General features: G+C 75.2%; 22 protein-coding genes and 1 pseudogene. 15 read left to right on the top strand and 8 right to left on the bottom strand.

Annotated elements, in window-relative coordinates; all coding sequences use genetic code 11:
- Nucleotides 1-164: 164 nt before the first annotated feature.
- The 3 genes from B9L22_RS11040 (at nucleotide 165) to B9L22_RS11030 (ending at nucleotide 4,662) form a co-directional block, all read left to right on the top strand.
- A complete protein-coding gene (locus B9L22_RS11040) occupies nucleotides 165-1,805 on the top strand; it encodes an amidohydrolase (RefSeq protein WP_086150402.1) in 1,641 nt (546 codons plus the stop codon).
- 491 nt (nucleotides 1,806-2,296) lie between these two features.
- Nucleotides 2,297-3,847 carry an apolipoprotein N-acyltransferase gene (gene lnt / locus B9L22_RS11035; RefSeq protein ID WP_369824829.1) on the top strand — a complete coding sequence of 517 codons (1,551 nt, stop codon included), beginning with the start codon at nucleotides 2,297-2,299 and terminating at the stop codon, nucleotides 3,845-3,847.
- Nucleotides 3,844-4,662 (top strand): polyprenol monophosphomannose synthase, encoded by an 819-nt coding sequence (locus B9L22_RS11030; protein WP_086150401.1) that lies wholly within the window; start codon nucleotides 3,844-3,846, stop codon nucleotides 4,660-4,662. The genes lnt and B9L22_RS11030 overlap by 4 nt, the downstream gene beginning before the upstream one ends.
- An 86-nt stretch (nucleotides 4,663-4,748) precedes the next feature.
- Here the strand turns inward: B9L22_RS11030 and B9L22_RS11025 are convergent, their stop codons facing one another.
- Nucleotides 4,749-5,093, bottom strand: a complete 345-nt coding sequence (locus B9L22_RS11025) for an RNA polymerase-binding protein RbpA (protein WP_021483180.1) — start codon at nucleotides 5,091-5,093, stop codon at nucleotides 4,749-4,751.
- A gap of 366 nt (nucleotides 5,094-5,459) precedes the next feature.
- Here B9L22_RS11025 and B9L22_RS11020 point away from each other — a divergent pair, with 366 nt between their 5' ends.
- From B9L22_RS11020 to B9L22_RS11010, 3 genes are all read left to right on the top strand, one after another.
- Nucleotides 5,460-6,647 (top strand): LLM class flavin-dependent oxidoreductase, encoded by a 1,188-nt coding sequence (locus B9L22_RS11020; RefSeq protein WP_034656123.1) that lies wholly within the window; start codon nucleotides 5,460-5,462, stop codon nucleotides 6,645-6,647.
- 150 nt (nucleotides 6,648-6,797) lie between these two features.
- Nucleotides 6,798-7,436: an FMN reductase gene (locus B9L22_RS11015; RefSeq protein ID WP_034656126.1), complete on the top strand. Its 639-nt coding sequence runs from the start codon at nucleotides 6,798-6,800 to the stop codon at nucleotides 7,434-7,436.
- 153 nt (nucleotides 7,437-7,589) lie between these two features.
- Nucleotides 7,590-8,333 (top strand): SHOCT domain-containing protein, encoded by a 744-nt coding sequence (locus tag B9L22_RS11010; RefSeq protein ID WP_086150400.1) that lies wholly within the window; start codon nucleotides 7,590-7,592, stop codon nucleotides 8,331-8,333.
- Nucleotides 8,334-8,359: 26 nt separating this feature from the next.
- On the opposite strand, the gene B9L22_RS11005 is transcribed toward B9L22_RS11010, so the two are convergent.
- Complete coding sequence (locus B9L22_RS11005; RefSeq protein ID WP_086150399.1) at nucleotides 8,360-8,800, bottom strand: pyridoxamine 5'-phosphate oxidase family protein; 441 nt, start codon at nucleotides 8,798-8,800, stop codon at nucleotides 8,360-8,362.
- Nucleotides 8,801-8,868: 68 nt separating this feature from the next.
- Between B9L22_RS11005 and B9L22_RS11000 the strand changes: the two are divergent.
- Both B9L22_RS11000 and B9L22_RS10995 read left to right on the top strand, forming a co-directional pair.
- Nucleotides 8,869-9,213, top strand: a pseudogene (locus B9L22_RS11000) (SAM-dependent methyltransferase); the annotation flags it as partial.
- Nucleotides 9,214-9,225: 12 nt separating this feature from the next.
- Entirely contained in the window at nucleotides 9,226-9,699 is a 474-nt protein-coding gene (locus B9L22_RS10995) for a hypothetical protein (protein ID WP_086150398.1), read from the top strand.
- Nucleotides 9,700-9,729: 30 nt separating this feature from the next.
- Here the strand turns inward: B9L22_RS10995 and B9L22_RS10990 are convergent, their stop codons facing one another.
- Nucleotides 9,730-10,488 (bottom strand): DinB family protein, encoded by a 759-nt coding sequence (locus B9L22_RS10990; protein ID WP_086150397.1) that lies wholly within the window; start codon nucleotides 10,486-10,488, stop codon nucleotides 9,730-9,732.
- A gap of 249 nt (nucleotides 10,489-10,737) precedes the next feature.
- Here B9L22_RS10990 and B9L22_RS20745 point away from each other — a divergent pair, with 249 nt between their 5' ends.
- The 7 genes from B9L22_RS20745 (at nucleotide 10,738) to B9L22_RS10955 (ending at nucleotide 17,192) form a co-directional block, all read left to right on the top strand.
- Entirely contained in the window at nucleotides 10,738-11,271 is a 534-nt protein-coding gene (locus B9L22_RS20745) for a putative immunity protein (protein WP_369824826.1), read from the top strand.
- Entirely contained in the window at nucleotides 11,268-11,747 is a 480-nt protein-coding gene (locus B9L22_RS10980) for a hypothetical protein (protein WP_086150396.1), read from the top strand. The genes B9L22_RS20745 and B9L22_RS10980 overlap by 4 nt, the downstream gene beginning before the upstream one ends.
- Nucleotides 11,748-11,987: 240 nt before the next feature.
- Nucleotides 11,988-12,695 (top strand): histidine phosphatase family protein, encoded by a 708-nt coding sequence (locus B9L22_RS10975; protein WP_233140012.1) that lies wholly within the window; start codon nucleotides 11,988-11,990, stop codon nucleotides 12,693-12,695.
- A gap of 103 nt (nucleotides 12,696-12,798) precedes the next feature.
- Complete coding sequence (locus B9L22_RS10970; RefSeq protein ID WP_086150394.1) at nucleotides 12,799-13,860, top strand: tyrosine-type recombinase/integrase; 1,062 nt, start codon at nucleotides 12,799-12,801, stop codon at nucleotides 13,858-13,860.
- A 70-nt stretch (nucleotides 13,861-13,930) separates the two neighbouring features.
- Nucleotides 13,931-15,559, top strand: a complete 1,629-nt coding sequence (locus tag B9L22_RS10965) for a PQQ-binding-like beta-propeller repeat protein (RefSeq protein ID WP_086150393.1) — start codon at nucleotides 13,931-13,933, stop codon at nucleotides 15,557-15,559.
- Complete coding sequence (locus B9L22_RS10960; protein ID WP_086150663.1) at nucleotides 15,546-15,815, top strand: Rho termination factor N-terminal domain-containing protein; 270 nt, start codon at nucleotides 15,546-15,548, stop codon at nucleotides 15,813-15,815. The genes B9L22_RS10965 and B9L22_RS10960 overlap by 14 nt, the downstream gene beginning before the upstream one ends.
- A gap of 129 nt (nucleotides 15,816-15,944) precedes the next feature.
- The gene (locus tag B9L22_RS10955) at nucleotides 15,945-17,192 is read left to right on the top strand and encodes a phosphatidylserine/phosphatidylglycerophosphate/cardiolipin synthase family protein (protein ID WP_228087359.1); all 1,248 of its coding nucleotides are present in this window, start codon (nucleotides 15,945-15,947) and stop codon (nucleotides 17,190-17,192) included.
- Between the two features lie 57 nt (nucleotides 17,193-17,249).
- Here the strand turns inward: B9L22_RS10955 and B9L22_RS10950 are convergent, their stop codons facing one another.
- The 5 genes from B9L22_RS10950 to B9L22_RS10930 form a co-directional block, all read right to left on the bottom strand.
- The gene (locus B9L22_RS10950; protein ID WP_086150392.1) at nucleotides 17,250-18,092 is read right to left on the bottom strand and encodes an MBL fold metallo-hydrolase; all 843 of its coding nucleotides are present in this window, start codon (nucleotides 18,090-18,092) and stop codon (nucleotides 17,250-17,252) included.
- Nucleotides 18,093-18,143: 51 nt separating this feature from the next.
- Nucleotides 18,144-21,542: a pyruvate carboxylase gene (locus B9L22_RS10945; RefSeq protein WP_086150661.1), complete on the bottom strand. Its 3,399-nt coding sequence runs from the start codon at nucleotides 21,540-21,542 to the stop codon at nucleotides 18,144-18,146.
- 187 nt (nucleotides 21,543-21,729) lie between these two features.
- Entirely contained in the window at nucleotides 21,730-22,320 is a 591-nt protein-coding gene (locus tag B9L22_RS10940) for a MerR family transcriptional regulator (protein ID WP_021482353.1), read from the bottom strand.
- Nucleotides 22,321-22,533: 213 nt separating this feature from the next.
- A complete protein-coding gene (locus B9L22_RS10935) occupies nucleotides 22,534-23,007 on the bottom strand; it encodes a bifunctional nuclease family protein (RefSeq protein ID WP_024839673.1) in 474 nt (157 codons plus the stop codon).
- Between the two features lie 125 nt (nucleotides 23,008-23,132).
- Nucleotides 23,133-23,888 carry a MerR family transcriptional regulator gene (locus B9L22_RS10930; RefSeq protein WP_086150391.1) on the bottom strand — a complete coding sequence of 252 codons (756 nt, stop codon included), beginning with the start codon at nucleotides 23,886-23,888 and terminating at the stop codon, nucleotides 23,133-23,135.
- Nucleotides 23,889-23,890: the final 2 nt, after the last annotated feature.

The raw sequence follows: 23,890 nt of genomic DNA, 5'->3' as shown, positions 1-23,890 counted from the left end.
GCCGTCGGCGCGCGGGGCACCTCGCGAGGCCGGCTCGCGAGGTCGGCTCAGGATGCCGGCGCTGCGGCCGTGCGGCGTGACGTGCACGACCCGCGCCCGGACCTGCGCCGACGCCGCCACCGGGCGGTGAAGCACGGCGGGTTGTGGCGGTATCGTGAAGGACTGTGGCCTCAACCCTGTACCGCGGCGGCGTGATCCACTCCCCGGCCGACCCGTTCGCGGAAGCACTCCTCGTCGACGACGGCGTCATCGCCTGGATCGGCGCCGACGACACGGCCGACGGGCTCGCCGCCCGCGCCGACCGCGTCATCGACCTCGACGGGGCGCTCGTCGCCCCCGGGTTCGTCGACGCCCACGTCCACCTGTTCGAGGTCGGGCTCGCCCTGGCCGGCGTCGACCTGTCCGCGAGCGCCGGCGTGACGTCGCTCGCGGCCGCGCTCGACGCCGTCGCGAAGGCGGCGGCCGGCGCGCACGAGGACGATGTCGTGCTCGCGTTCGGGTGGGACGAGCGGTCCTGGCCCGAGGGGCGGCCCCCGACGCGCGAGGAGCTCGACGCCGCGGCGGGCGGCCGCGCGGTGTACGCGGCGCGGGTCGACGTGCACTCCGCGGTGGTGTCCACGACGCTCGCGCGCCGCTGCGCGCTCGAGACGCGGCCCGGGTGGGACGAGTCGGGCTGGGTCGCGGGGGAGGCGCACCACGTCGCGCGCGACGTCGCCCGGGCGGTGTCCCCGGCGCGGCGCACGGACCTGTACCGCACGGCGCTGCGGGCCGCGGCCGAGCAGGGCGTGGTGTCGGTGCACGAGATGAGCGCCCCGCACATCGACACGCGCGCCGGGCTGCGGGAGATCCTCGCCCTCACGGCGGACGCGTCGTCGGGCCTGCCGCACGTCGTGGGGTACCGGGGCGAGCTGTGCGCCACGGCCGACGACGCCCGCGCGCTCCTCGCGGACGTGCCCGGCCTCGCGGGCATCGCGGGCGACCTCAACGTCGACGGGTCGATCGGGTCCCGCACGGCGGCGATGCGGCTGCCCTACCAGGACGGGCCGGTCCGCGGCGACCGCGGGAACCTCTACCTCGCGGCGGAGCAGATCGCGGACCACCTGTCCGCGGTCGCTGCGGCCGGCACGCAGGGCGGGTTCCACGTCATCGGGGACCGTGCGATGGACGAGCTCGTCCTCGGGCTCGGCCTGGCGGCCGAGGCGCACGGGCAGGGCGCGGTGCGCGCGGCGCGGCACCGGGTCGAGCACGCGCTGTTCGTCGACGCGACCGCGCTCGCCACGCTCCTGCTGTACGGGGTGAGCCTGAGCATCCAGCCCGCGTTCGACGCCGCGTGGGGCGGCCCCGACGGCATGTACGCGGCGCGCGTGGGGGCGATGCGGGCGCAGGGCCTGAGCCCCTTCGCCGACCTCGCGGGTGCGGGCGTGCCGCTCGCGTTCGGATCGGACGCGCCGGTGACGCGGATCGACCCGTGGGCGGGCGTGCTCGCCGCGATGTCGCACGTCGACCCGGACCAGCAGATCTCGGCCCGTGCCGCGTTCCGTGCGCACACGCGCGGCGGGTGGCGCATCGCCGGGCTCGACCACACCGGCGCCGGGCAGCTGCGCGTGGGGGCGCCCGCGCACCTCGCGGTGTGGCGCGGGGAGCACCTCGTGGTGCAGGGCGCGCTGGGCCGCACGACGTCGTCGTGGAGCACGGACGCGCGCGCGGGGCAGCCGCTGCTGCCCGAGCTCGGGCCGGACGTGCCGCGACCGCGGTGCCTGCAGACCGTGCGGGCCGGAGTGCCCCTGTTCGACACCTTCGTCTGATCGCTCCCGCTTGACAGGGCGGTGAGCCGGAGTAGTTTCGACAGGGTGTTCCGGCCCCCGTGGCCGCAGGGGGATCAGCCACCGACGACGACCCCTCGGCGTGCCGCGCCGGGTACCTGGCCGGGCTCGCGCGCTCAGTAGAAAACGTGCTCCGCCGGTGGCGGCGTCGTACGGGCCGAAGGGCGCGCGAGCCCGCACACACTCCCTCCCGGCACCCGCCGACGCTGCGCGGACGGCATCGGCCCGCCAGGTCTTCGTGCAGGTCCGTGGCGTAGGGTGCACCCGTGCACGCCCCCGAGCCCCCGGCCGCTCCCGCCGGGCGATCCCGCCCCGCAGGCACGGCCGCCCGTGCGCCCGAGCCCGGCACGCCCCGCGACCGGCAGCCCGACGCAAGGCCGGACGCCGGGCCGGACACACGGCCCGACGGCCGCCCCGGGCGCGAGGTCCCCGCGGGTTCGTCGACCGCCGTCCCGTCGCGGCCCCTGACGCTCCTGCTCGCCCTCGCGGGCGGCCTGCTCACCGACACCGCGTTCCCCGACCGCGGGTGGTGGCCGCTCGCGTTCGTCGGCGTGGCCGCCCTGTTCTGGGCGCTGCGCCGCGACGGCGCGCGCTGGGGCTTCCTCGTCGGCCTGGTGTGGGGCCTGGCGTTCTTCCTGCCGCACCTGTGGTGGGCGAACTACGCGACCGAGACCGTGCCGTGGCTCGCGCTGTCCGCCATGGAGGCGTGCTTCGTCGGGCTGCTCGGTGCCGCGTGGGTCTGGGCGCGCCGCTGGTCGTGGCTCACGGGGCACCCCGGGCGGCAGGCCGTCGCGTTCGCGGTGCTGTTCGTCGGGGCCGAGCAGGCGCGCACCGAGGTGCCGTTCGGCGGGTTCCCCTGGGGCCGGCTCGCGTTCTCCCAGGCGGACTCCCCGCTGGGTCGCGCGGCGTGGCTCGGGGGAGAGGTCCTCGTGTCGCTGCTCGTCGCGCTCGCCGGGTCGCTGCTCGCGGTCGCGGTGCTCGCCGTGGTGCGCCGCCGCGACGTCGTGACCGGCGCCGTCGTGCCCGTGGCCGTCGGGGCCGCGCTCGTGGTCGCACCGCTGCTCGTGCCGCTCGACACGCGCGCCGAGGCGGGCACGCTCGCCGTCGGGGCCGTGCAGGGCAACGTGGGCGAGCCCGGCCTCGGGTCGTTCGCGAACCGGGCCGAGGTGCTGAACAACCACCTGCAGGGCACGCTCGCGCTCCTCGACGACGTCGAGCCGGGCGACCTCGACGTCGTGCTGTGGCCCGAGAACGGGTCCGACCTCGACCCGCAGACCACGCCCGAGGTGGCGCGCGCCATCGACGAGGTCGCGCAGGAGGTCGGCGCACCGATCCTCGTCGGCGCGCAGGAGTACCCCGAGACCGGCGGCCGGTACAACGTGTCGCTCCTGTGGGAGCCGGGCACCGGCGTCGTCGACCGCTACGCCAAGCAGCACCCGGCGCCGTTCGGCGAGTACATCCCGCTGCGCTCCCTGCTGCGCGTGTTCTCCGACCAGGTCGACCGCGTGAGCATCGACATGATCGCGGGCACCGAGACCGGCGTCGTCGACCTCGACGCGCCCCGGCTGGGGCGCACGGTGCCGCTCGGCGTCGTCATCTGCTTCGAGGTCGCCTACGACGGCCTCGTGAACGATGCAGTCGACGCGGGCGCCGAGCTGCTCGTCGTGCCGACCAACAACGCCTCGTTCGGGTACACCGCCGAGTCCACGCAGCAGCTCGCGATGTCGCGGCTGCGCGCCGTGTCGACGGGCCGCGCGACCGTGCAGGTCTCGACCGTCGGCGTGAGCGGCGTCATCGCCCCCGACGGCACGCTCCTGCAGAGCACGGGCCTGTTCACCGCCGATCAAATGGTCGCGGACCTGCCGCTGCGCACGAGCCTCACGCCCGCCGTGCGGGCCGGGGACTGGCCGGGTCGCGTCGTCGAGCTCCTCGCCCTCGGGCTCCTCGCCGCGGGCGTCGTCACCGTCGTCCGCGAGCGCCGCACCCGGACCGCCCCGGCGCCGGCCGGGGACGAGGCCTCGTGAGCCCGCGCGCGGGGGAGGGCGGCGTCCCGGGCGGGCGCGTGCTCGTCGTCGTGCCCACGTACGACGAGGCGCTGACCCTGCCGGGCACGCTCGCGCGCCTGCGCGCTGCGGTCCCGGACGCGGACGTGCTCGTCGTGGACGACGCGAGCCCGGACGGGACGGGCGACCTCGCCGATGCCGCGGCCGCCGTCGACCCGGGCGTGCACGTGCTGCACCGGGCCGGGAAGGAGGGCCTGGGCGCCGCGTACGTCGCGGGGTTCGGGTGGGGCCTGGACGCCGGGTACGACGTGCTCGTGGAGATGGACGCCGACGGCTCCCACCAGCCGGAGCAGCTGCCGTCCCTGCTCGCCGCCCTCGGCCCCGCCACGGTGGACGGCGCGCACGACGGCGCGGACCTCGTCATCGGGTCGCGCTGGGTCCCGGGCGGGCGCGTGGAGAACTGGCCGCGGCACCGCGAGGTGCTCTCGCGCGCGGGCAACGCGTACGTGCGCCTCGCGCTGGGGCTGCACCTTGGCGACGCGACGGCGGGCTACCGCGCCTACCGCGCGTCCGCGCTGCGCGCCGTCGACCTCGCGAGCGTGGAGTCGCACGGGTACTGCTTCCAGGTCGACTTGGCGTGGCGGGTCGTGCGGACGGGTGGCCGCGCGACGGAGGTGCCGATCACGTTCGTCGAGCGCACGGCGGGGCGGTCGAAGATGAGCCGCGCGATCGTCACCGAGGCGCTGTGGAAGGTCACGGTCTGGGGTGCCCGACGGCGCGCGGCCCAGCTCGCGAGCCTCGCGCGGTCGGTCGCGGGGCGGCGCGGCACGCGCTGAGGCGTCGCCGCGGTGCTGCCTGCGACGCAGAGAGGCCCGGACCCCCTCGCGGGGTCCGGGCCTCTCGTGCCGGGTGCGGCGAGGCGTCAGGCGCTGCGGCGCAGCTTGCCGGCGCGCAGCAGGCCGAGGCGCTCGTCGAGGAGCTCCTCGAGCTCGGAGATGGTGCGGCGCTCGAGCAGCATGTCCCAGTGGGTGCGGGCGGGCTTGCCGGCCTTGGGCTCGGGGCGCTCCGCGTCGCGCAGCAGCGCCTCGGCGCCGCAGCGGCACTCCCACACCGGGGGGACCTCGGCGTCGGTCGAGAACGGCAGGATGATGGTGTGCCCGTTGGGGCAGTCGTAGTGCGCCTGGAAGCGGGGGGCGAAGTCGACGCCCTCGTCCGACTCCATGCTCTTCGCACCGATGCTCATCCCGCGCAGCGAACGGTCGGCCATGGTGTCCTCCTGAGGGGTCTTCGGGGGTGGGTGGGCGCGCCCGGTGGGGGTGCGGGCAGCGGCCCGGTCTACGAGAGGCAACGCCTCACGTGCGGTCGGTGTTCCGACACGCCGTGAAGGTCCGGTGAACGTCGCGGGGCCTCACGACCTGGTGGCCCCCGCGGTGCGTCGTGCCGGCCCGCCTCGGCGCGCCGTCCCAGGCTCCCGGGTTTCGATGCCCCGCGCAACTCCGCGGCCCCCGCCCGGCCCCGGACGTGTGCACGCTCACACCTCGCGGCCCAGGGTGCGGGAACAAACCCGGGGGGAGCCCGGTTGAGCGGCATGTACATGCAAACGCATCGACCTAGGACTCACCGGGAGCACACCATGCAGTTCGGCATCTTCACCGTCGGCGACGTCACGACGGACCCCACGACGGGCCGGACCCCCGACGACACCGAGCGCGTGCGGTCCATGCTGACGATCGCGAAGCACGCGGACGAGGCGGGGCTGGACGTCTTCGCCACGGGGGAGCACCACAACCCGCCGTTCGTCCCGTCCTCGCCGACGACCATGCTCGGCTACCTGACGGGCGTGACGAAGAACATCGTCCTGTCGACCTCGACCACGCTCATCACGACGAACGACCCGGTGCGCCTCGCGGAGGAGTACGCGATGCTCCAGGTCATCTCCGACGGCCGCATGGACCTCATGATGGGCCGCGGCAACACCGGCCCGGTGTACCCGTGGTTCGGGCAGGACATCCGGCAGGGCATCCCGCTCGCGATCGAGAACTACGCGCTGCTGCGCCGGCTGTGGACCGAGGACGTCGTGGACTGGGAGGGCAAGTTCCGCACCCCGCTCCAGGGCTTCACCTCGACGCCGAGGCCGCTGGACGGCGTCCCGCCGTTCGTGTGGCACGGGTCGATCCGCAGCCCCGAGATCGCCGAGCAGGCCGCCTACTACGGTGACGGGTTCTTCCACAACAACATCTTCTGGCCCATGAGCCACACCAAGCAGATGGTGCAGTTCTACCGTCAGCGCTGGGAGCACCACGGCCACGGCCCCGCGGACACCGCGATCGTCGGGCTCGGCGGTCAGGTGTTCATGCGCAAGGACTCCCAGAAGGCGTGGGACGAGTTCCGCCCCTACTTCGACAACGCGCCCGTCTACGGGCACGGGCCCTCCATGGAGGACTTCACGCGCGAGACGCCGCTCACCGTCGGCTCGCCGCAGCAGGTCATCGACCGGTACGCCGCGATGCGCGACCACGTGGGCGACTACCAGCGCCAGCTGTTCCTCGTCGACCACGCGGGCCTGCCGCTCAAGACCGTGCTCGAGCAGATCGACCTCCTCGCGGGCGAGGTCGTGCCCGTGCTGCGCAAGGAGATGGAGGCCGTCCGCCCCGCGCACGTGCCGGCGAACCCGCCGAGCCACGCCGAGCGCGTCGCGGCCGCCCGCGCCGCCGGGACCGAGGGCGCCGCGCACGTCGGCGGCACCGAGGACCTCTGGACCGGGCGCACCGCCGAGGACGACACCCGCACCGCCACCGCCGGTGCAGCGTTCGGCCTGTGACGCCCGCGACACCCGCGCCGTGACCACCCGCCCGACGGCGTACGGTCGAGGAGTGCCCCGCACCCGCGACCGGCCGCCGTCGGGCACGCCAGCACCCGGCCCACGACGGGCCGCACCCCGCACCGCACGTCAGCACCTCAGGAGCACCGCATGACCGCCAGCACCCCCGCCCCGGACCGCCGCCTCGTCGTGGTGTCCGCCGGGCTGTCCAAGCCGTCCTCCACGCGCCTGCTCGCCGACCGGCTCGGCGAGGCCACGCTGCGCGAGCTGCAGGGCCTCGGCGTGAGCGCCGAGATCGAGACCGTCGAGCTGCGCGACCACGCGCACGCCGTCGTCGACGCCATGCTCACCGGCTTCCCGACCGGCGACCTCGCGGGCGTGCTCGAGCGCCTCACCGCCGCCGACGGGATCGTCGTGACCACCCCGCTGTTCACCACCACGTACTCCGGGCTGCTCAAGTCGTTCGTCGACGTCCTCGACAAGGACTCGCTCACCGGCACGCCCGTCCTGCTCGGCGCGACCGGCGGCACCGCCCGCCACTCGCTCGCGCTCGAGTACTCGCTGCGCCCCCTGTTCACCTACCTGCGGGCCGACGTCGCCACGACGTCCGTGTTCGCCGCCACCGACGACTGGGCGGCCGCCGAGGGCGACTCCGGGGGCGGCCTGCCCGCCCGCATCGCCCGCGCGGGCCGCGAGCTCGCGGAGAAGGTCGCGCTGCGCAAGAACACCGGCCCCGCCGACCCGTTCGCCGGGACGCCCGACTTCACCGCCCTGCTCGGCGGCCTGTGACCCCCTGACCGCGCGCCCCGGCCACCGGTGCTCCGGCCGGGGCGCGCACCCCCGCCCGACCTGCGACGACACCCCACCCGCACCGCGACCCGCCTTGCCCCCGGCAGGCCCGTCGCGGCAGGATCGGGGGACCGACGACGACGGGGGAGCACCATGAGCCGCAGCACCACCGAGGACCAGGCCGCACGACCCGGCGACCCGGAACCGGCCGCGCGCCCCGCCGCCCCGCAGACCCTCGCCGTCCCCGTCGTCGAAGCCCTCGCCGACCACGCGCCCCGCCCCGACCAGGACGTCGCGCCCCCGCCCCGGCGCCGACCCGTCGGCATCGTCCGGGCACCGCAGCCCACCCCCGACGCCGCCCGGTTCACCGCCGCACCCCGGTACCCCGCCATGTTCCACGTCGCCGGGGGTCGCCTCGTGTGGGACGGCACCAGCCTGCGCCTCGTGCGCGGCGACGACACCGTCCTGCAACCCGCCGGGCGGCCCGTCGTCACCGTCACCGGCGACGGCCCCACTGTCGCCGTCACCTGGCGCGACGACCAGCACCCCACCGCCCGCGCCACGCGCGCCGTCCTGCTCGAGGGCTCCTCCGCCCGGTTCGCGCGCTTCGCCCGCTCGCTCGCCGCCACCCGCCCCGGCGCCATCGAGCTCGACGACCGCACCGTGCCCTCCGCCCGCGTCCCGCACCTGCGCCCCGACCGTGCCGGGACCACCCGCCGACCCGGCGTGTTCACCCGCGCCCTGTGGCGCGTCGTCGGGCGCGCCACCACCGACCCGGCGCCCACCGGCAGGGAAGCGGACCTCGTCACCCGGCTCGAACGCCTCGCCGCCCTCCACCGCGCCGGAGACCTCACCGACACCGAGTACGCCCGCGCCAAGCAGGCCCTGCTCGACTGACCGGCCCGACCCGACGGGGGAGCACGTCAATCCCTGGCCGGCCCCCACCCGGTCACGTCGACCTCGGTCATCACCGACCGGCCGTCGCGGAAGTCCCCGTACCGCGCCCACGCCAGGGTCACCCGCAGCAGCACGATGCCGTCGTCCAGCAACGACCCCGCGAACTGCGGGAACGCCGCCGCGTACGCCGCGGCGCAGCGCCGCCGGTCCGCACCGGCCGGGACGTCCGCGACGCCCTCGCACTGCACGGTCGTCCCGTCCGTCCCGCCGACCGTCACGGCGACGCGCGGGTCCCGGGCCACGTTCGCCACCTTGCGCGACGACGCGCGCGCGTCGAACACCAGCTCACCCGCGTCCGTCGCCGCCACCGCGAGGAACGCCGCCTGCGGGCCACCGCCATGACCGACGGACGCCACGACCCCCCACCCCTGAGAACGGACGAAGCCGACGAACGCCCCACGATCCATGCCGCCACCGTAGCGCCCGGTGCCCCCCGAGCAGAGACACCGAGGACACCGAAGACCCCACGACACGTCGGTTCGTCGTCGAGCTTTGGGTCCCCGAGCTGCGCGACCTGCCGCCGGGGCGCACCGCGACCGTCTGGCTCGCCGAGCCCGGCCACCTCGGCGTCGACACCTACGACGTCCTGCACCAGCGCGTCGTGTCCCACCACGTCCGGTTCGACGACGACGGCCACGCCACCGTGGGCCGCACACCCCACCGGTACGTCTGGCCCCCCGAGCTCGACCTCATGGCCCGCCTCGCCGGCCTCGAGCTCGAGACCCGCCACGCCGGATGGGCGGGGGAGCCGTTCACTGCAGAGTCGCCCTCCCACGTGTCCGTGTACCGGCGCCCACCCCGACCAGCCCCCGCGACGTGATATCCATCCTCGATGGACCTGTCCCGCCGCCGGACCCGACCCGTCCTCCTCGTCGGCGCCGCGCTCCTGGCCCTCGCCGCCTGCTCCGGGCCCGTGACACCCCAGGACCTCGTCACCCGCCTCGCCGACCCAGCCACCCCCGACGACGCCCTCGCCGACACGATGACGCCCGACGAGATGGACCCCGGCACGGCACGACGCCTCGGCGAGCTCGACGGCGCCACCTTCTACGCCGGGTCGGGCACCCGCGACGGGCAGGACGTCGTCTGCCTCGTCACCGTCGTCGAAGGCGACACCCCGGGCGGCGACGCCGGAGCCTCCACCTGCGGCCTCGTCACCGACCTCGACGACGGCCACCTCCGCGTGGAGTACGGCGACGCCCAGACCCTCGTCACCGCCACCCTCGTCCCCGACGGGCTCCCCACCGACCCCGACCTCACCCGGCTCACCCCCAACATCGCCGCCCAGGTGACACGCACCACCTGACTCCACGCACCACAGCAGGAACGCCCGCGCTCACCCCGCCAACGACGCCTCGACCACAGCCAGGTCCCGCACCGCGAACCGATGGTGCTCCCACTCCTCCTCCAGGATCACGTGCAGGCACGACAACGTCGTCTCCGGATACTCCGGCGACCACGGGTTGCGACGCACCACCCCCAACGACTCCGGCGTCACCCCCGCCAGGAAGTCCCGCACCATCCCCACCCGTCCCGCCCGCGCCTCCAGCACCTCGCCGAACGACGGCGTCCCCACAACGAACAGCGACAGGTCCAACCCGTCCTCCGCCGCCTGCGGGCCCGGCTGCCCCAGAGGATGGAACGGCTGCTCCACCCCCAGCACCGCACGCCCCAGCCACGCGTCCGTCGCCAGCACCAGGTGCCGCACCGTCTGCGCGAACGACCACTCACCGTCCACCGACACGTCCACGGCGCTCGCGGGCAACGCCGCCACCCGCTCCAGCGTCGCCGCCCACGTGGACTCCAGCGCCGCCCACGCCACCCGCAGACCCTCCGGATCCGCCGCCCGCCGCAGCTCCCGGCCCGGGAACCGCCGGTCCAGCTCCGCCTCCACGAACCCCCGCACGTCCACCCCGTTCACCAGCACCGGAGCATCGCCGTCCGACAACCACGGCGCATCGACGTCCAGACCCTCCACCTGCGCACCCCGCACCACGACCCCGGACAGGTCCGGCTCCACGAACCGCGCACCCCGCAGATCCACACCCTCGAACGTCGCACCCCGCAGATCGTCGGAGCGAGTGAACCGGACCATGAGCGCCTCCTCGAGAACGGCCCGCCCGACAGGACACGCCAGACCCGGGGGAGAGGACCCATCGCGCCGACGACACGGCACGAAGGTCCCGGCCCGGGGGAGAGGCGCCAGCACCTCCCGGACGGACGACGAACGGGGACGTTCGCACCGTACGCCGCCCGGCCCCCGCCCCACCAGAGCACCCCCGGCCGCCAGCCCGCGCGCCCCCAGGGCTGGTGCCCCGACACCGGACCGGGGGAGCATCGCACCATGCCGATCCTGCCCACCGACCGAGACCCCCGCCTCGTCACCATCCGACGCGGAGGCACCCTCACCGACGAGCACCACCACCAGATCGCCCGGTGGGCCGTCGACTGCGCCGAGCACGTCCTGCCGATCTTCGAACGCGCACGACCCCACGACACCCGACCCCGGGACGCCCTCGACGTCGCCCGCGCCTGGATCCGCGGCGACGTCCCCATGAAGACCGCCCACACCACCGCCTTCATCGCCAACCGAACTCGTAGTGGAAGCAGACGTAGTGCATCCGCTCGAACGTCTCGTACTCGGCCGCGCCGACGCGCACGCTTCGATGACACCGGCGGCACACGAGCTCCATGCGGCGATGATGTCAGATCAGAGGGAGCCGTCGAACAGGATCCGGACCCGTGCTGGCAGGAGCCCGTCGATCCATGGATAACACTCACCATCACGGCGCCGATAATGTACATTATGTCATCTCGCGGGAAGGAAGCGTCCCCCCACGCATCACGAGGCGCCCTGGTGGACTCCCCTTCGTCATGAGCACGACGACGTACGCACCGCAGCTTCTCGGTCCCGCCACGCGCAGCACCGGCTCCCGCGCGACTGGCCGCGCCGCGCGATCCCTGCAGCGTGCGTCGCGGCCCGGCATCGACGCGGCGGTCGCACCGACGTCCTCAGATTCCGTCTCGGTGACTTCCGGATCGGCGACGCCGGTCTTCACCGCCGTCGCACCGGACGCCCGTCGGTCTGGACGCCTCCTGACGACGTGCGCGACGCTCGTCTGGCTGCCGGTGCTCGTGCTGACCGTCCTGGCGTTCCTCCTGGTCGGCGCCATCGGCGGCCTCGCGGCGGCCGGCGTGTGGACCTGGCGCACGGTGTCCCCCGTGCAGGCCCGGCCCACGGACCATGCCGACGAGCGTGCCGACCGACCGTCGTCCGCGAGCTCGCCGCGACCCGTCGCAGCGCCCAGCAGCCGACGGGTGGTTCGAGACCGCACCATCGGCTACGATGCCTAGAATCGGACATAGTTCCCAAACCATTGTGTTTAGGTCAACACCATGGTGACGCACGAGTGCCCGCGGTGACCGCGCATCAGGTCGTCCGCCGCTTCTCGGATCACCATCCTGCTGCCGGGTGCGCCGGAGTCATCGATCCCCCCGCTCCAGGCGAGGCTGCCCCTGCGTCACCGTGCACGCCCACCACGACGCTCCCCTCGCCACCGCCGTCCTGTCCGCCCTATGTGCCACCCTGTCCCGGTGCCCGACGCTCCCCGACCACTCCTCGCTCCCCCGCTGCCCGACCTGGTCGGTGTGCGCGAACGCACCGTGCACGTCGTGACCCACCCGGAGGCGACGCACCACGTCGACGGACTCGTCGGCGGCCAGCACGACTCCGACCTCACGCCCGCCGGGCTGCGGCAGGCGCACCTCGTCGCGGCGGCGCTGCGCGCGCGTGTCCCGGCCGGTGCGAGCACGGACGTCGTCACGTCCGACCTCCTGCGCACGCGCCGCACCGCGACCGCGGTCGCCGACGCGCTCGGCGCGGCGGTGCGCCTCGACCCGCGACTGCGCGAGGCGTCCTACGGTGAGGCCGGCGGTCGCCCCCAGGCGTGGCTCGACGCACGGTTCGTCCCGCCGCCCGCGACGGGCGACCGCCTGCGGCACGACGTCGGTGTCGCCGGCGCCGAGACCCGCCTCGACGTCGCGCTGCGCGTGTACGCGGCGACGACGGACCTCCTGCGGCGGGACGTGGACCACCAGGTCGTCGTGACGCACGGGTTCGCCGCCACGTTCGTCGTCGCGGCCTGGATCGGCATGCCCGTCGACGCCGCGGGGCACGTCGCCTTCCCGGTGCCCTCGGGCAGCATCACGACGCTGCGCGAGGACGGCTACTTCCACAACCGCGCCGTCGTCGCCCTGGGCGACGTCGCGCACCTCGCCCCGGTGCCCGGCCCGCGCGGCTGACGACGACGAGCACGTCCGCGCAGGTCAGAGCGCCGCAGGCGGGCAGCGCTGTGGGTGGCGCGTCCTAGGCTGGCGGCGACCCGTCCCCCAGGAGGCCCGCACCATGGTCGCCCCGCCCCGCCTCGAGCGGATCACCGTCGCCGAGGCAGCCGACCGCTACCTCGCGTCCGTCGCCGCGCAGACCCTGCGCGGCATCCTGTCCCCCACGACGCGCCGCAGCTACGAGCGGGACGTCGCGGAGTTCGCGCGCCTCGCGGGACCTGCGCGCATCCTGGACGACGTCACGGGCGAGGACGTCGACGACGTGCTGCTGCGCTACCAGACCACGCCCGACGGCCGGTACGCCGACGCGTCGCGCAAGCCCGGCAGCACGGGCCGCTCGGCAGCGACGGTGAACCGGTTCCGGCAGTCGGTGACGCGCTTCTTCGGGCACGCCGCGCGCGAGGGCTGGGTGCAGGCCGACCCGATGCAGTGGGCCGCTCCCCCGGCCCGGCTGCGCGACGGTCTGCGTGTCGCGCGCACCGCGCTGTCCGCGGGCTCGGCGGCGTCGCTGCTCGAGGTGTCCGCCGCCCGCGCACCCGGGGAGCCCGCCGTCTCGCGCCGCGACCAGGACCTCCAGCTCCGTGACCGCCTCGTCGTCGCGCTCCTCCTCGTCCTCGGCCCGCGCGTGTCCGAGCTCGAGCGCGCGAACCTCGACGACTTCTCCCGCGAACCGGACCAGACGCGGTGGCGCATCCAGGGCAAGGGCGGCCACGTCCGCACCGTCACGCTCTCTCCCCCGCTCGCGGACGCGCTCGAGGAGTACCTGGCGCGCCTGCGCCCGACGCTCCTCGCCCGCCGGCCCGACGACCCGGACGCGCAGCGCGCCCTCCTGCTGTCGTGGCGGGGTCGCCGTATCGACGCCCAGGCCGTGCGCGGGCTGCTGCGGCGCTGCGTCGAACGCATGCCCGCGCAGTACCGTCGCGAGGCGACGCCGCACGCGCTGCGCCACACGACCGCGACGCTGCTCGCCGCGGAGGGCTGGGACGTCAAGGTCGTCGCGGAGCTCCTCGGGCACGCGTCCATCGCGACCACCGGCGTCTACCTCGACCGCATCGAGGGCGAGCTCGCGGCCGCGATCCGGGCCCACCCGCTCTCCGCGGCGCTCGAACCCAGCGAGGCCTGACCGGCCCACCACGCGGGCGGTGACCTGAAGGGCGCTGACACCCGGCCCGGCGGGGCGTAGCGTCGCAGGCATGGCCCCGCTCCACCGGGTGGAGCTCGTCCCCGACGACGAGCCCGCGCCGGGCGGGCGCGGCACACCCGCGGAGGGGGCACCCGGGCGCGCGGCCCCTGCCCGACGACGCACCCTCCTCGCGCGCGTCGGGGCGCCCCTGCTCGCGCTCGCCGTCGCGCTCGGCGCCGTCGGCTCGTGGCGCGCCTCGACGGCGGAGCAGGCCCGCCTCGCCCACCCCGGCGCCGTCCGCTCGCTCGCCGTGCCCCCGGCCCCCGCCTGGTCCGCGGACGCCGCCACCCCGCGCGTCGCCGTCGTCGACGACGTGGTCGTCACGGTCACCGCCGCCGGGGTCGAGGGGCGCGACGCCGCCTCGGGCGACCGGCGCTGGCTCGCTCTCGACGCCACCGCCACGTGCGGACCGACCCCCGACGAGTCGGCGGGCCCGGTGACCGACGTGCTCGTGTGCCTCACGGGACCCGCGCTCGCCCCGGTCGCGCACGTCGTCGGCCCCGACGGCCCGGTCACCGGGCCGGTGCCGCTGGGCGACACGCTCGGCCGCGCGGTCCCCGCGCCCGACGGGACCGTGCTGCGGTGGGCCCGCACCGGAGGGGTCGTGCACCTCGCGCTCCAGGACGCCCGCACGGCGCGCGTGCGCTGGCGGCACGACGTCCCGCCCGACGACGCGGAACGCACCCCGATGTGCCGGCCCCAGGTCGCCGGGCAGGCGGCCGCCACCGTCGAGGACGGCCTGCTCGTCGTGCGGGGATGTCGCGTCAGCGCCGTCCTCACCGCTGGGGGTACCCGTCTCGACGCCCCCGGCCCGGCCGTCACGACCGACGTCGTCCCGCTGCCCGACGGGACGTTCCTGCGCACCCGCGTCCTGCCGCCCGGGCGCGAGGCGACGACCGAGCTCGTCACCCCGGACGCGGCGGTGCTCGCCGCCGTCGACGGTCGGCTCCTGCGGCCGCTCGTCGGCCCCGAGGACGACGCAGCCCCGTGGCTGGTCGCCACCGCGGACGGCGTGCGCGCCCTCGCGGCCGCGGACGGTTCCGGCGACGGGCTGCGCGAGCGGTGGCGCCTCGCGCAGCCCGTCGCCCAGGTCGTCGCGCTCGCCGCCGACCGCGCCGTCGTCGTCACCGGTGAGCGCGTCGTCGCCCTGGACGCGCGCTCGGGCGAGCCCGTGTGGTCGTGGCCGCGCAGCTCCCCCGCCGGTCGCCCTGCCGCGCCGGGCGTCGGCACGGCGCCCGCGGGCACCACCACGACGGCGGACGACGGCCCGGGCACCACGGGCGTCCGGGTCGATCTCACCCGTGGCGTCGCGGCCGCCTTCACTGACGGCGCCACGCTCGCGCTGGTCGTCCCCGACGGGTCGTCGCGGCGCTCGCGGACGGTCGCCCTCTCGCTCGAGGACGGGGACGTGCGCTGGGACGTCGTCGGTGACGGCGACCCGTCGGGGTTCACCGCCCTGGCGGGGTACGTGGGGCACGTGGACGCAGGGTCGTCGCGCGTCGTCGTGCTGGAACGTCGTCCGCGCGCGAGGAGTCGTCCGCGTGCGAGAGGGCGAGGAGGGCGAGAGCCTGTCGGGAGACCGGCGCTGCCGTCCGGGCCGCCGGACCGAGGTGAAGGAGGCCGTCGTGCCGAAGCGTGACCCGGGTCCGAGCGTGAAGGACCCCGACCTGTACGAGAAGCTGCGGGACGAGGGCGACTCGAAGGAGAAGGCGGCCCGCATCGCGAACGCCGCGGCGGGCTCGTCGCGCACGAGCGTGGGCCGCAAGGGCGGCAAGGCCGGCGACTACGAGAACTGGACCGTCGAGAAGCTGCGCAAGCGCGCCGCGGAGATCGGCATCGAGGGGCGGTCCTCCATGCGCAAGGCGGAGCTGGTCCGCGCGCTGCGCTCGCACTGAGGACGCGCCGAGGACGCACCGAGGACGGGTCAGGACCCGCCGGGGACGGGCCCGTGCGGGATCTCACCCGCGGCGCGACCGTCTTCCGGTCGCGCCCGGGGTGCCGCCCGCTACGGTGAGTGCGTGCACCTGTCCGCCGACTCCGCCCTGCGCACCGCCCGCCGTCTGCTCTCCCGTGCGCTCGTGGTCGCCGTCGCGGCGCCCGTGACGGTCGCGGGCGTGCTCGTCACCGCGGACGCGATCCGCAAGCGTCGCAACACCACCGAGGCGTCGTTCCCGCGCTCGGCCCCCGCCGACGTCGAGGTCGCGGGCACCACGACGACCGTCTTCACGTACGGCGAGGACGTGTACCGGGAGATGCTCGGTGCGATCCGCGGCGCACGGCGCCGCATCCTGCTCGAGACGTACATCTGGAAGGCCGACGCGCTCGGCGAGGAGTTCAAGCAGGCGCTCGTCGAGGCGAGCGAGCGCGGCGTCGAGGTGTTCGTCGTGTACGACGGCTTCGCGAACCTCGTCGTCCCGCAGGCGTTCTTCGACCTGCCCGAGCCGATCCACGTCATCCGGTACCCGGTGTTCCGCCCGGGCGTGCTCATGCTCAACGTGCGCAAGTCCGGCCGCGACCACCGCAAGATCCTCGTCGTCGACGACGAGATCGCGTTCGTGGGCGGGTACAACATCGGCGCCCTGTACGCGACGCAGTGGCGCGACACGCACGTGCGCCTCGTGGGGCCGAGCGCGTGGGAGCTGCGCAACGCGTTCGTCGACTTCTGGAACGCGAACCGCGCGTCGGACCAGCCGCTGCTCGCCGACCCGGGATCGGTGCACTGGGAGCCGCGGCTGCGCGCGGCCCGCAACGCGCCGGCGCACCTCGTGTTCCCGATCCGCGGGATCTACCTCGACGCGATCGACCGCGCGAGCTCGCACGTCTACATCACGCAGGCGTACTTCATCCCCGACCGGGAGATCCTGGCCGCGCTGCTCGCGGCCGCGGCGCGCGGCGTCGACGTGCGGGTCCTCGTGCCCGAGCGCTCGAACCACGTGCTCGCCGACTGGCTGTCGCGCGGTCTGTACACGGCGCTGCTCAAGGGTGGGGTCCGCATCCACCTGTACCGCAACGCCATGGTGCACGCGAAGACCGCGACCATCGACGGCGCGTGGACCACGATCGGCACGGCGAACATCGACCGGCTGTCCCTCACGGGGAACTACGAGGTGAACCTCGAGATCACGGACCCGGGGGTGGCCGAGCAGATGGAGAAGGTGTTCGAGGTCGACCTGTCGAACTCGCGCGAGCTGACGCTCGACGAGTGGGACTCGCGCTCGGTGGCGGCGAAGCTCAGCGAGGTCGTCCTCACTCCCCTGCGCCCGCTGCTGTAGCAGCGCCGTCGTCGTCGCCGTCCTTCGGGCGACGACGACGGCGGGCGGGTCCGCGGCTCAGCGGGCCGGGTCGGAGCGCAGCACGTCGGCTGCCTCCTCCTCCGGCCGCGGCGGCACGGTCTCGTCGGTCTCGAGCAGCGCGACCTCCCCGAACTCGGGGTGCTCGTCGCGCAGCTCGCGCGCGACGGCGTCCGCCGCGCCGTCCAGGGCGCCCGCGGCGACGTCGATCGACTCCCCGGTCGCCAGGGGTCGGTACTCGTACGTGCCGCCGGTGCGCTGCTCGCCCAGGAGCCGGTTCACGAGGCCGTGCCCGACGTCCGACAGCAGCGCGTCGTGCACCGGCACCACGACCCGCGGGTCGAGCGCGCGCACGAAGTCGATCGTCTCGGCGAGCTTGAGCCACGGCGCCGAGACGGGCGCGAGCAGCACGTCGAGCCGCCGTCCGCCCAGCACGCCCGCGTCCGGGGCGTCGAACGAGTCGCCCGGGTGCAGGAGCGTCGCACCGTCCCCGCGCACGAGGTACGTGACGTTCGCGATCCGCGGGACCTCCGGGTGGATCACCGCGTGCCGGCCTCCGCCCACCACGACCTCCAGACCGCCCAGGTCCAGGCCGTCCCCCGGCGCGACGACGTGCACGCGCGACGCCGCGCCGTCGGGCAGCGCGGGACGCACCGCGGCGGCCACCTCCTCGGGCGCCCACACCGTGAGCTCCGGCCGGGCCGCGAGGGCGTCGCCGAGGGCGCCGGTGTCCACGTGGTCGGGGTGCTGGTGGGTGAGGAGCACCGTGCCGGCGTCCGCCAGCGCGGCCGCGGCGTCGCTGAACGTGCCGGGGTCGATGGCGACGACCTGACCGCCGTGGCGCACCGTGACGCACGCGTGCCCGTGGAACGTGACCTGCATGGAACCTCCTCGAGTCGTCCTTGCCCGGCCCGCCCGTGCGGGGCCGGCCCCTCAGCCCACCACGAGGACGAGGTCGCCGCCCTCCAGCTGCTGCACCGCGCCGATCGCGACCCGCTGGACCGTGCCCGCGACGGGCGTCGTGATCGCCGCCTCCATCTTCATCGCCTCGACGGTCGCGACCGTCTGCCCCGCCTCGACGACGTCGCCCACGACGACGACCGGCGTCACCGCACCCGCGAACGGCGCCGCGACCTGGCCCGGCTGGGTCGGGTCCGCCTTCTCGGCGGTGCGCGCGTCCACATCCACCGCGCGGTCGCGCACCTGGATCGGGCGCAGCTGGCCGTTGAGGGTGAACATCACCGTGCGCATCCCGCGCTCGTCGGGCGTGCCGATCGCCTCGAGGCCCACGAGCAGACGCACGCCCTTGCCGAGCCCGACCGCGACCTCCTGGCCCGGCTCCAGCCCGTACAGGTACGTGGGGGTGTCGAGCACCGACACGTCGCCGTACGCCTGGCGCACCTGCTCGAACTCCTTCGTCGGCCCCGCGAAGAGCAGGTGGTTGAGCCGACGACGGCGCACCTCGCCCTCCTGCGCGAGCTCCGCCTCGTCCTCGGCCGAGAGCGGCGTGACCCCGGCCCGCGCCGCACGGCCGGCGAGCGCACGCGACCGGAACGGCTCCGGCCAGCCACCGGGCGGGTCGCCCAGCTCGCCGCCCAGGAACCCGACCACGGAGTCCGGGATGTCGAACGACTGCGGGTCCGCCGCGAACTCCGCCGGGTCTGCGCCCGCCGCCACGAGGTGCAGCGCGAGGTCGCCCACGACCTTCGACGACGGCGTCACCTTCACCAGCCGCCCGAGGATCCGGTCCGCGGCCGCGTACATCGCCTCGATCTGCTCGAACCGGTCCCCCAGGCCCAGCGCGATCGCCTGCTGACGCAGGTTCGACAGCTGACCTCCCGGGATCTCGTGCTCGTACACGCGCCCCGTCGGACCGGGCAGACCCGACTCGAACGGCGCATACACGCGGCGCACCGCCTCCCAGTACGGCTCGAGGTCCGCGACCGCCGCCAGCGACAGCCCGGTGTCGCGCTCGGTGTGCTCCAGCGCGGCGACCAGCGCCGACAGCGGCGGCTGGCTCGTCGTCCCCGCCATCGCGGCGCTCGCGGCGTCGACCGCGTCGACGCCCGCCGCGGCGGCGGCGAGCAGCGTGGCCATCTGCCCGCCGGACGTGTCGTGGGTGTGCAGGTGCACGGGCAGGTCGAACCGCTCGCGCAGCGCGGTCACGAGCCGGCTCGCGGCGGCGGGGCGCAGCAGCCCGGCCATGTCCTTGATCGCGAGGACGTGCGCACCGGCGTCGACGATGCGGTCCGCGAGGCGCAGGTAGTAGTCGAGCGTGTACAGGTCCTCGGCCGGGTCGAGCAGGTTGCCCGTGTAGCACAGCGCGACCTCCGCGACCGTCGTGCCGGTCGCGCGCACGGCCTCGATCGCGGGACGCATCTGGTCGACATCGTTGAGCGCGTCGAAGATGCGGAACACGTCGATGCCCGTCGCCGCGGCCTCCTCGACGAACGCCTCCGTGACGCGCGTCGGGTACGGCGTGTACCCGACCGTGTTGCGCCCGCGCAGGAGCATCTGGATCGCGAGGTTCGGCATCGCGGCACGCAGGGTCGCGAGCCGCTCCCACGGGTCCTCTCCGAGGAAGCGCAGCGCGACGTCGTACGTCGCCCCGCCCCACGCCTCGACCGACCACAGCTGCGGCGTCGCCCGCGCCACGTACGGCGCGACGGCCGCCAGGTCGTGCGTGCGCACGCGCGTCGCGAGCAGCGACTGGTGCGCGTCGCGGAACGTCGTGTCCGTGACGCGCAGCCGCTGCTCGCCCCGCAGCGCCCGCGCGAACCCCTCTGGTCCGAGCTCGAGGAGCTGCTGGCGCGACCCGGGCGGGGGCGCGACCGTCAGGTCGAACGGCGGCAGCTTCGCCGCCGGGTCGCTCGTGACCCGCGGCTCCCCGTGCGGCCGGTTGACGGTGGTGTCCCCCACGTACGCGAGCAGGCGCGTGCCCCGGTCGGCGCTCTCGCGTGCGGCGAGCAGCTCGGGCCGCTCGTCGATGAACGACGTCGCCACGTTGCCCGCGACGAACTCCGGGTCGGCGAGGACCGCCTGCAGGAACGGGATGTTCGTCCGGATGCCGCGGATGCGGAACTCCGCCAGCGCACGACGCGCGCGCCGCACCGCCGTCGGGAAGTCCCGCCCCCGGCACGTGAGCTTCACCAGCATCGAGTCGAAGTGGCCCGACACGACCGACCCCGCCGTCGCCGTCGCCCCGTCGAGCCGGACGCCCGCCCCGCCCGGGGACCGGTAGGCGATGATCCGGCCCGTGTCGGGACGGAACCCGTTCGCCGGGTCCTCCGTCGTGATCCGGGTCTGCAGGGCCGCGCCGTTGACGCGCACGTCCTCCTGCCGGATGCCCAGGTCCTCCAGCGTCTCGCCTGCCGCGATCCGCATCTGCGCGGACACGAGGTCGACGTCCGTGACCTCCTCGGTCACCGTGTGCTCCACCTGGATGCGCGGGTTCATCTCGATGAACACGTGCTGCCCCGCACGCTCGCCCACCGTGTCGACGAGGAACTCGACGGTGCCCGCGTTCTGGTACCCGATGTGCCGCGCGAACCGCACCGCGTCCGCGCACAGCGCGTCCCGGACCGCCGGGTCGAGGTTCGGCGCCGGCGCGATCTCGATGACCTTCTGGTGACGACGCTGCAACGAGCAGTCCCGCTCGTACAGGTGCACGACGTTCCCCGCACCGTCCGCCAGGATCTGCACCTCGATGTGCCGCGGCCGCAGCACCGCCTGCTCCAGGAACACCGTCGGGTCCCCGAACGCGCCGTCCGCCTCGCGCATCGCCGCAGCCAGCGCCTCGGGCAGGTCCTCGCGCACGTCGACGCGCCGCATCCCGCGACCGCCACCGCCCGCGACCGCCTTGACGAACACCGGGAACCCGATCTCGTCCGCGGCCGCGACGAGCTCGTCGACGTCCGCCGACGGCTCGCTCGACGCGAGCACCGGCAGGCCCGCCTCGCGCGCCGCCTTGAGCGCCCGCACCTTGTTGCCGGCGAGCTCGAGCACCTCCGGCGGCGGCCCGACGAACGTCAGCCCCGCCTCCGCGCACGCCCGCGCCAGGTCGGGGTTCTCCGAGAGGAACCCGTACCCGGGGTAGACGGCGTCCGCGCCCGCCTCCCGGGCGACGCGCACGATCTCCTCGATGTCCAGGTACGCCCGCACCGGGTGGCCGGGCTCCCCGATGAGGTACGCCTCGTCGGCCTTGAGCCGGTGCTCGGAGTTGCGGTCCTCCTGCGGGAACACCGCGACGGTGCGGGCCCCCAGCTCGTAGGCGGCGCGGAACGCCCTGACGGCGATCTCCGCGCGGTTGGCGACCAGGACCTTCGAGAACACCGGCACTCCATCCGTCGAGCGTGGCGGCGTCGTCGGGCCGGGGAGGGCGCCACGCACCGCGTACCGGGCGATCCTCCCACGGCGTCGCCGGACGGGTCACCGCACCCGCTGTGACGAGGTCCACACGCCTCGCGGGGGTGCCCCGGCGCTCGCGGACGGTCCGCCCGCGGTCCGGCCGGGCGAGGGGTCAGCCCGCGGTGCGGGCCTGACGGCGCTGGGCGAGCTCGTCCTGCGGGCTCGTCGCGGTGCCGTCCTCGTCCTCGAGGGACTCGGTCGGCAGCTCGGCGAGCGTGCCCTCGACCTCGCGCCACACGCGCCCGACGGCGATCCCGAACACGCCCTGGCCGCCCTGGACGAGGTCCACGACCTCGTCGGGCGAGGTGCACTCGTAGACGCTCGCGCCGTCGCTCATGAGGGTGATCTGCGCCAGGTCGTCCACGCCGCGCTCGCGCAGGTGCTCGACGGCCGTGCGGATCTGCTGGAGCGACACCCCGGTATCGAGCAGGCGCTTGACGACCTTGAGCACGAGGATGTCGCGGAAGCTGTACAGGCGGTGCGAGCCCGACCCGGACGCCGGGCGGACGGTGGGCTCGACCAGACCGGTGCGGGCCCAGTAGTCGAGCTGGCGGTACGTGATGCCTGCCGCGCGGCACGCCGTCGGGCCGCGGTAGCCGGTCGTGGTGTCCTGCTCGGTGATGTCCTCCCCGAAGAGGAGGCCCTGCGCGCCCTGCGGAACTGCCGCGCCGACACCGACGCTCGCCTCACCGCTGCTGTTCACTGTCGCCTCCTGGGGTGATGTCACGACCAAACTATGGGCGCCGTCGGGGGCCGTCAACGACCGACGCCCCGGGCGTGCGGGCGTGTCGCGCCCGCCACGTCGTCGCGTCGACCGCTGAACCCTCGACCTGAGGTCGAAGGTCTGTCTTGTCCGGTGTGTCCCGAAGCCTCGACCGCGACCCGAGGGTCGGGCCGCCGCGCACCGGGACCGCTCCTACTCGTCCACCGAGAAGTCCTCGGGCTGGACGTGGTCGAGGAAGTCGCGGAACTTCTCGACCTCCTCCTGCTGCGCGACGTCGACGACCTCGACGCCCGCCGTCGCCACGACCTCCGCCGAGCACAGCACCGGGCTCCCGGTGCGCACCGCGACGGCGATCGCGTCCGACGCGCGCGAGTCGAGCCGCACGCCGTTGCTGAGCACGAGCTCGGCGAAGAAGATGCCGCCGTCGAGGGCGACGATCTCCGCCCGCTCGAGGCGCACGCCCACCGCGTCGAGCAGGTCCCGCAGCAGGTCGTGCGTCATGGGCCGCGGCGTGGGCAGCCCTGCCTGCGCCATGGCGATCGCGCTCGCCTCCCGCGGGCCGATGACGATCGGCACCACGAGCTCGGACGCGTCGTCGAGCAGCAGCACCACGATCTCCTGGTCGCGCTGCTGCTGACGGACCCCCAGCACCTCCACCGGGACCATCGGGACGTCGTCGCTCACTCCACCACCGTACGACTCCGCCCGGCATCCGGCAGGGGGTGCGCACCGGGCGTGCGCGCGACACGCGGAGGGCGTCGCGGGAGGTGCGGCGGGGTGCGTGGCGGGCGTCAGCGGGTGAGGTCGTCGACGCCCTGGCGAACGAACACGGTGTGCAGCTGCGCGCACAGCTCGCCGACCTCGGACGCGACGGTGCCGGCGTGGGCGCGCGCGGACGGGCTCTGCTGGCCGCGCCACGGCGAGACGACCTGCTGCACGAGGCTCACGTGGCGGTCGGCCGCGGTGCGCAGGGAGCGCAGGTGGCGGGGCTCGATGCCGTAGTCCGCGAGGCCGGCGGCGAGCACGACGACGTCGAGCGAGCGCGCGTCGAGCTGCCCGCCCGGCGCCTGGCGGAGCACGCCGGCCTCGATGAGGCCCTCGACGAGCTCGCGCTCGACCCCGGCGGCGGAGACGAGCGCGTCGACGGTGTAGCGCTGGCGGACGGCGGCCGACCCGGGCTCGCCGTCGGTGGTCGCGAGGCGGGGGGCGAGCGTCTCGGCGTCGGTCCCGGCGTCGAGCGCGGCGAGGCGGTCCTTGATGACCTTCAGCGGCAGGTAGCGGTCCCGCTGCTCGACGAGCACGAAGCGCAGGCGCTCGACGTCGGCGGGGCTGTACTGGCGGTAGCCCGACGCGGTCCGCACCGGCTCGATGAGGCCCTGCTCCTCGAGGAAGCGCAGCTTGGAGTGGCTGACGTGGGGGAACTCGGCCCGCAGCGCGCGCAGCACGTCGGAGATGCGCATGGTCGCGCGGCGCGAGATTCCCTGGGGCCACGGTTCGGACCCGTCCGCGGGCTCCGGGGCCGTGGCGTGCGCGGCGCCGGTCGACATGT

Origin of the sequence: Cellulosimicrobium sp. KWT-B, assembly GCF_002127155.1 — a bacterium.
GTDB lineage: Bacteria > Actinomycetota > Actinomycetes > Actinomycetales > Cellulomonadaceae > Cellulosimicrobium > Cellulosimicrobium funkei.
This window is presented reverse-complemented; position numbering and strand designations above follow the sequence as displayed.

Excerpts from the sequence above, each read along its gene's own strand:
- B9L22_RS11025 (WP_021483180.1), bottom strand. The coding sequence starts at position 5,093 with ATGGCCGACCGTTCGCTGCGCGGGATGAGCATCGGTGCGAAGAGCATG.
- B9L22_RS11020 (WP_034656123.1), top strand. The coding sequence starts at position 5,460 with ATGCAGTTCGGCATCTTCACCGTCGGCGACGTCACGACGGACCCCACG.
- B9L22_RS11015 (WP_034656126.1), top strand. The coding sequence starts at position 6,798 with ATGACCGCCAGCACCCCCGCCCCGGACCGCCGCCTCGTCGTGGTGTCC.
- B9L22_RS11010 (WP_086150400.1), top strand. The coding sequence starts at position 7,590 with ATGAGCCGCAGCACCACCGAGGACCAGGCCGCACGACCCGGCGACCCG.
- B9L22_RS11005 (WP_086150399.1), bottom strand. The coding sequence starts at position 8,800 with ATGGATCGTGGGGCGTTCGTCGGCTTCGTCCGTTCTCAGGGGTGGGGG.
- B9L22_RS10995 (WP_086150398.1), top strand. The coding sequence starts at position 9,226 with ATGGACCTGTCCCGCCGCCGGACCCGACCCGTCCTCCTCGTCGGCGCC.
- B9L22_RS10990 (WP_086150397.1), bottom strand. The coding sequence starts at position 10,488 with ATGGTCCGGTTCACTCGCTCCGACGATCTGCGGGGTGCGACGTTCGAG.
- B9L22_RS20745 (WP_369824826.1), top strand. The coding sequence starts at position 10,738 with ATGCCGATCCTGCCCACCGACCGAGACCCCCGCCTCGTCACCATCCGA.
- B9L22_RS10980 (WP_086150396.1), top strand. The coding sequence starts at position 11,268 with ATGAGCACGACGACGTACGCACCGCAGCTTCTCGGTCCCGCCACGCGC.
- B9L22_RS10970 (WP_086150394.1), top strand. The coding sequence starts at position 12,799 with ATGGTCGCCCCGCCCCGCCTCGAGCGGATCACCGTCGCCGAGGCAGCC.
- B9L22_RS10965 (WP_086150393.1), top strand. The coding sequence starts at position 13,931 with ATGGCCCCGCTCCACCGGGTGGAGCTCGTCCCCGACGACGAGCCCGCG.
- B9L22_RS10950 (WP_086150392.1), bottom strand. The coding sequence starts at position 18,092 with ATGCAGGTCACGTTCCACGGGCACGCGTGCGTCACGGTGCGCCACGGC.
- B9L22_RS10935 (WP_024839673.1), bottom strand. The coding sequence starts at position 23,007 with ATGGTCCCGGTGGAGGTGCTGGGGGTCCGTCAGCAGCAGCGCGACCAG.
- B9L22_RS10930 (WP_086150391.1), bottom strand. The coding sequence starts at position 23,888 with ATGTCGACCGGCGCCGCGCACGCCACGGCCCCGGAGCCCGCGGACGGG.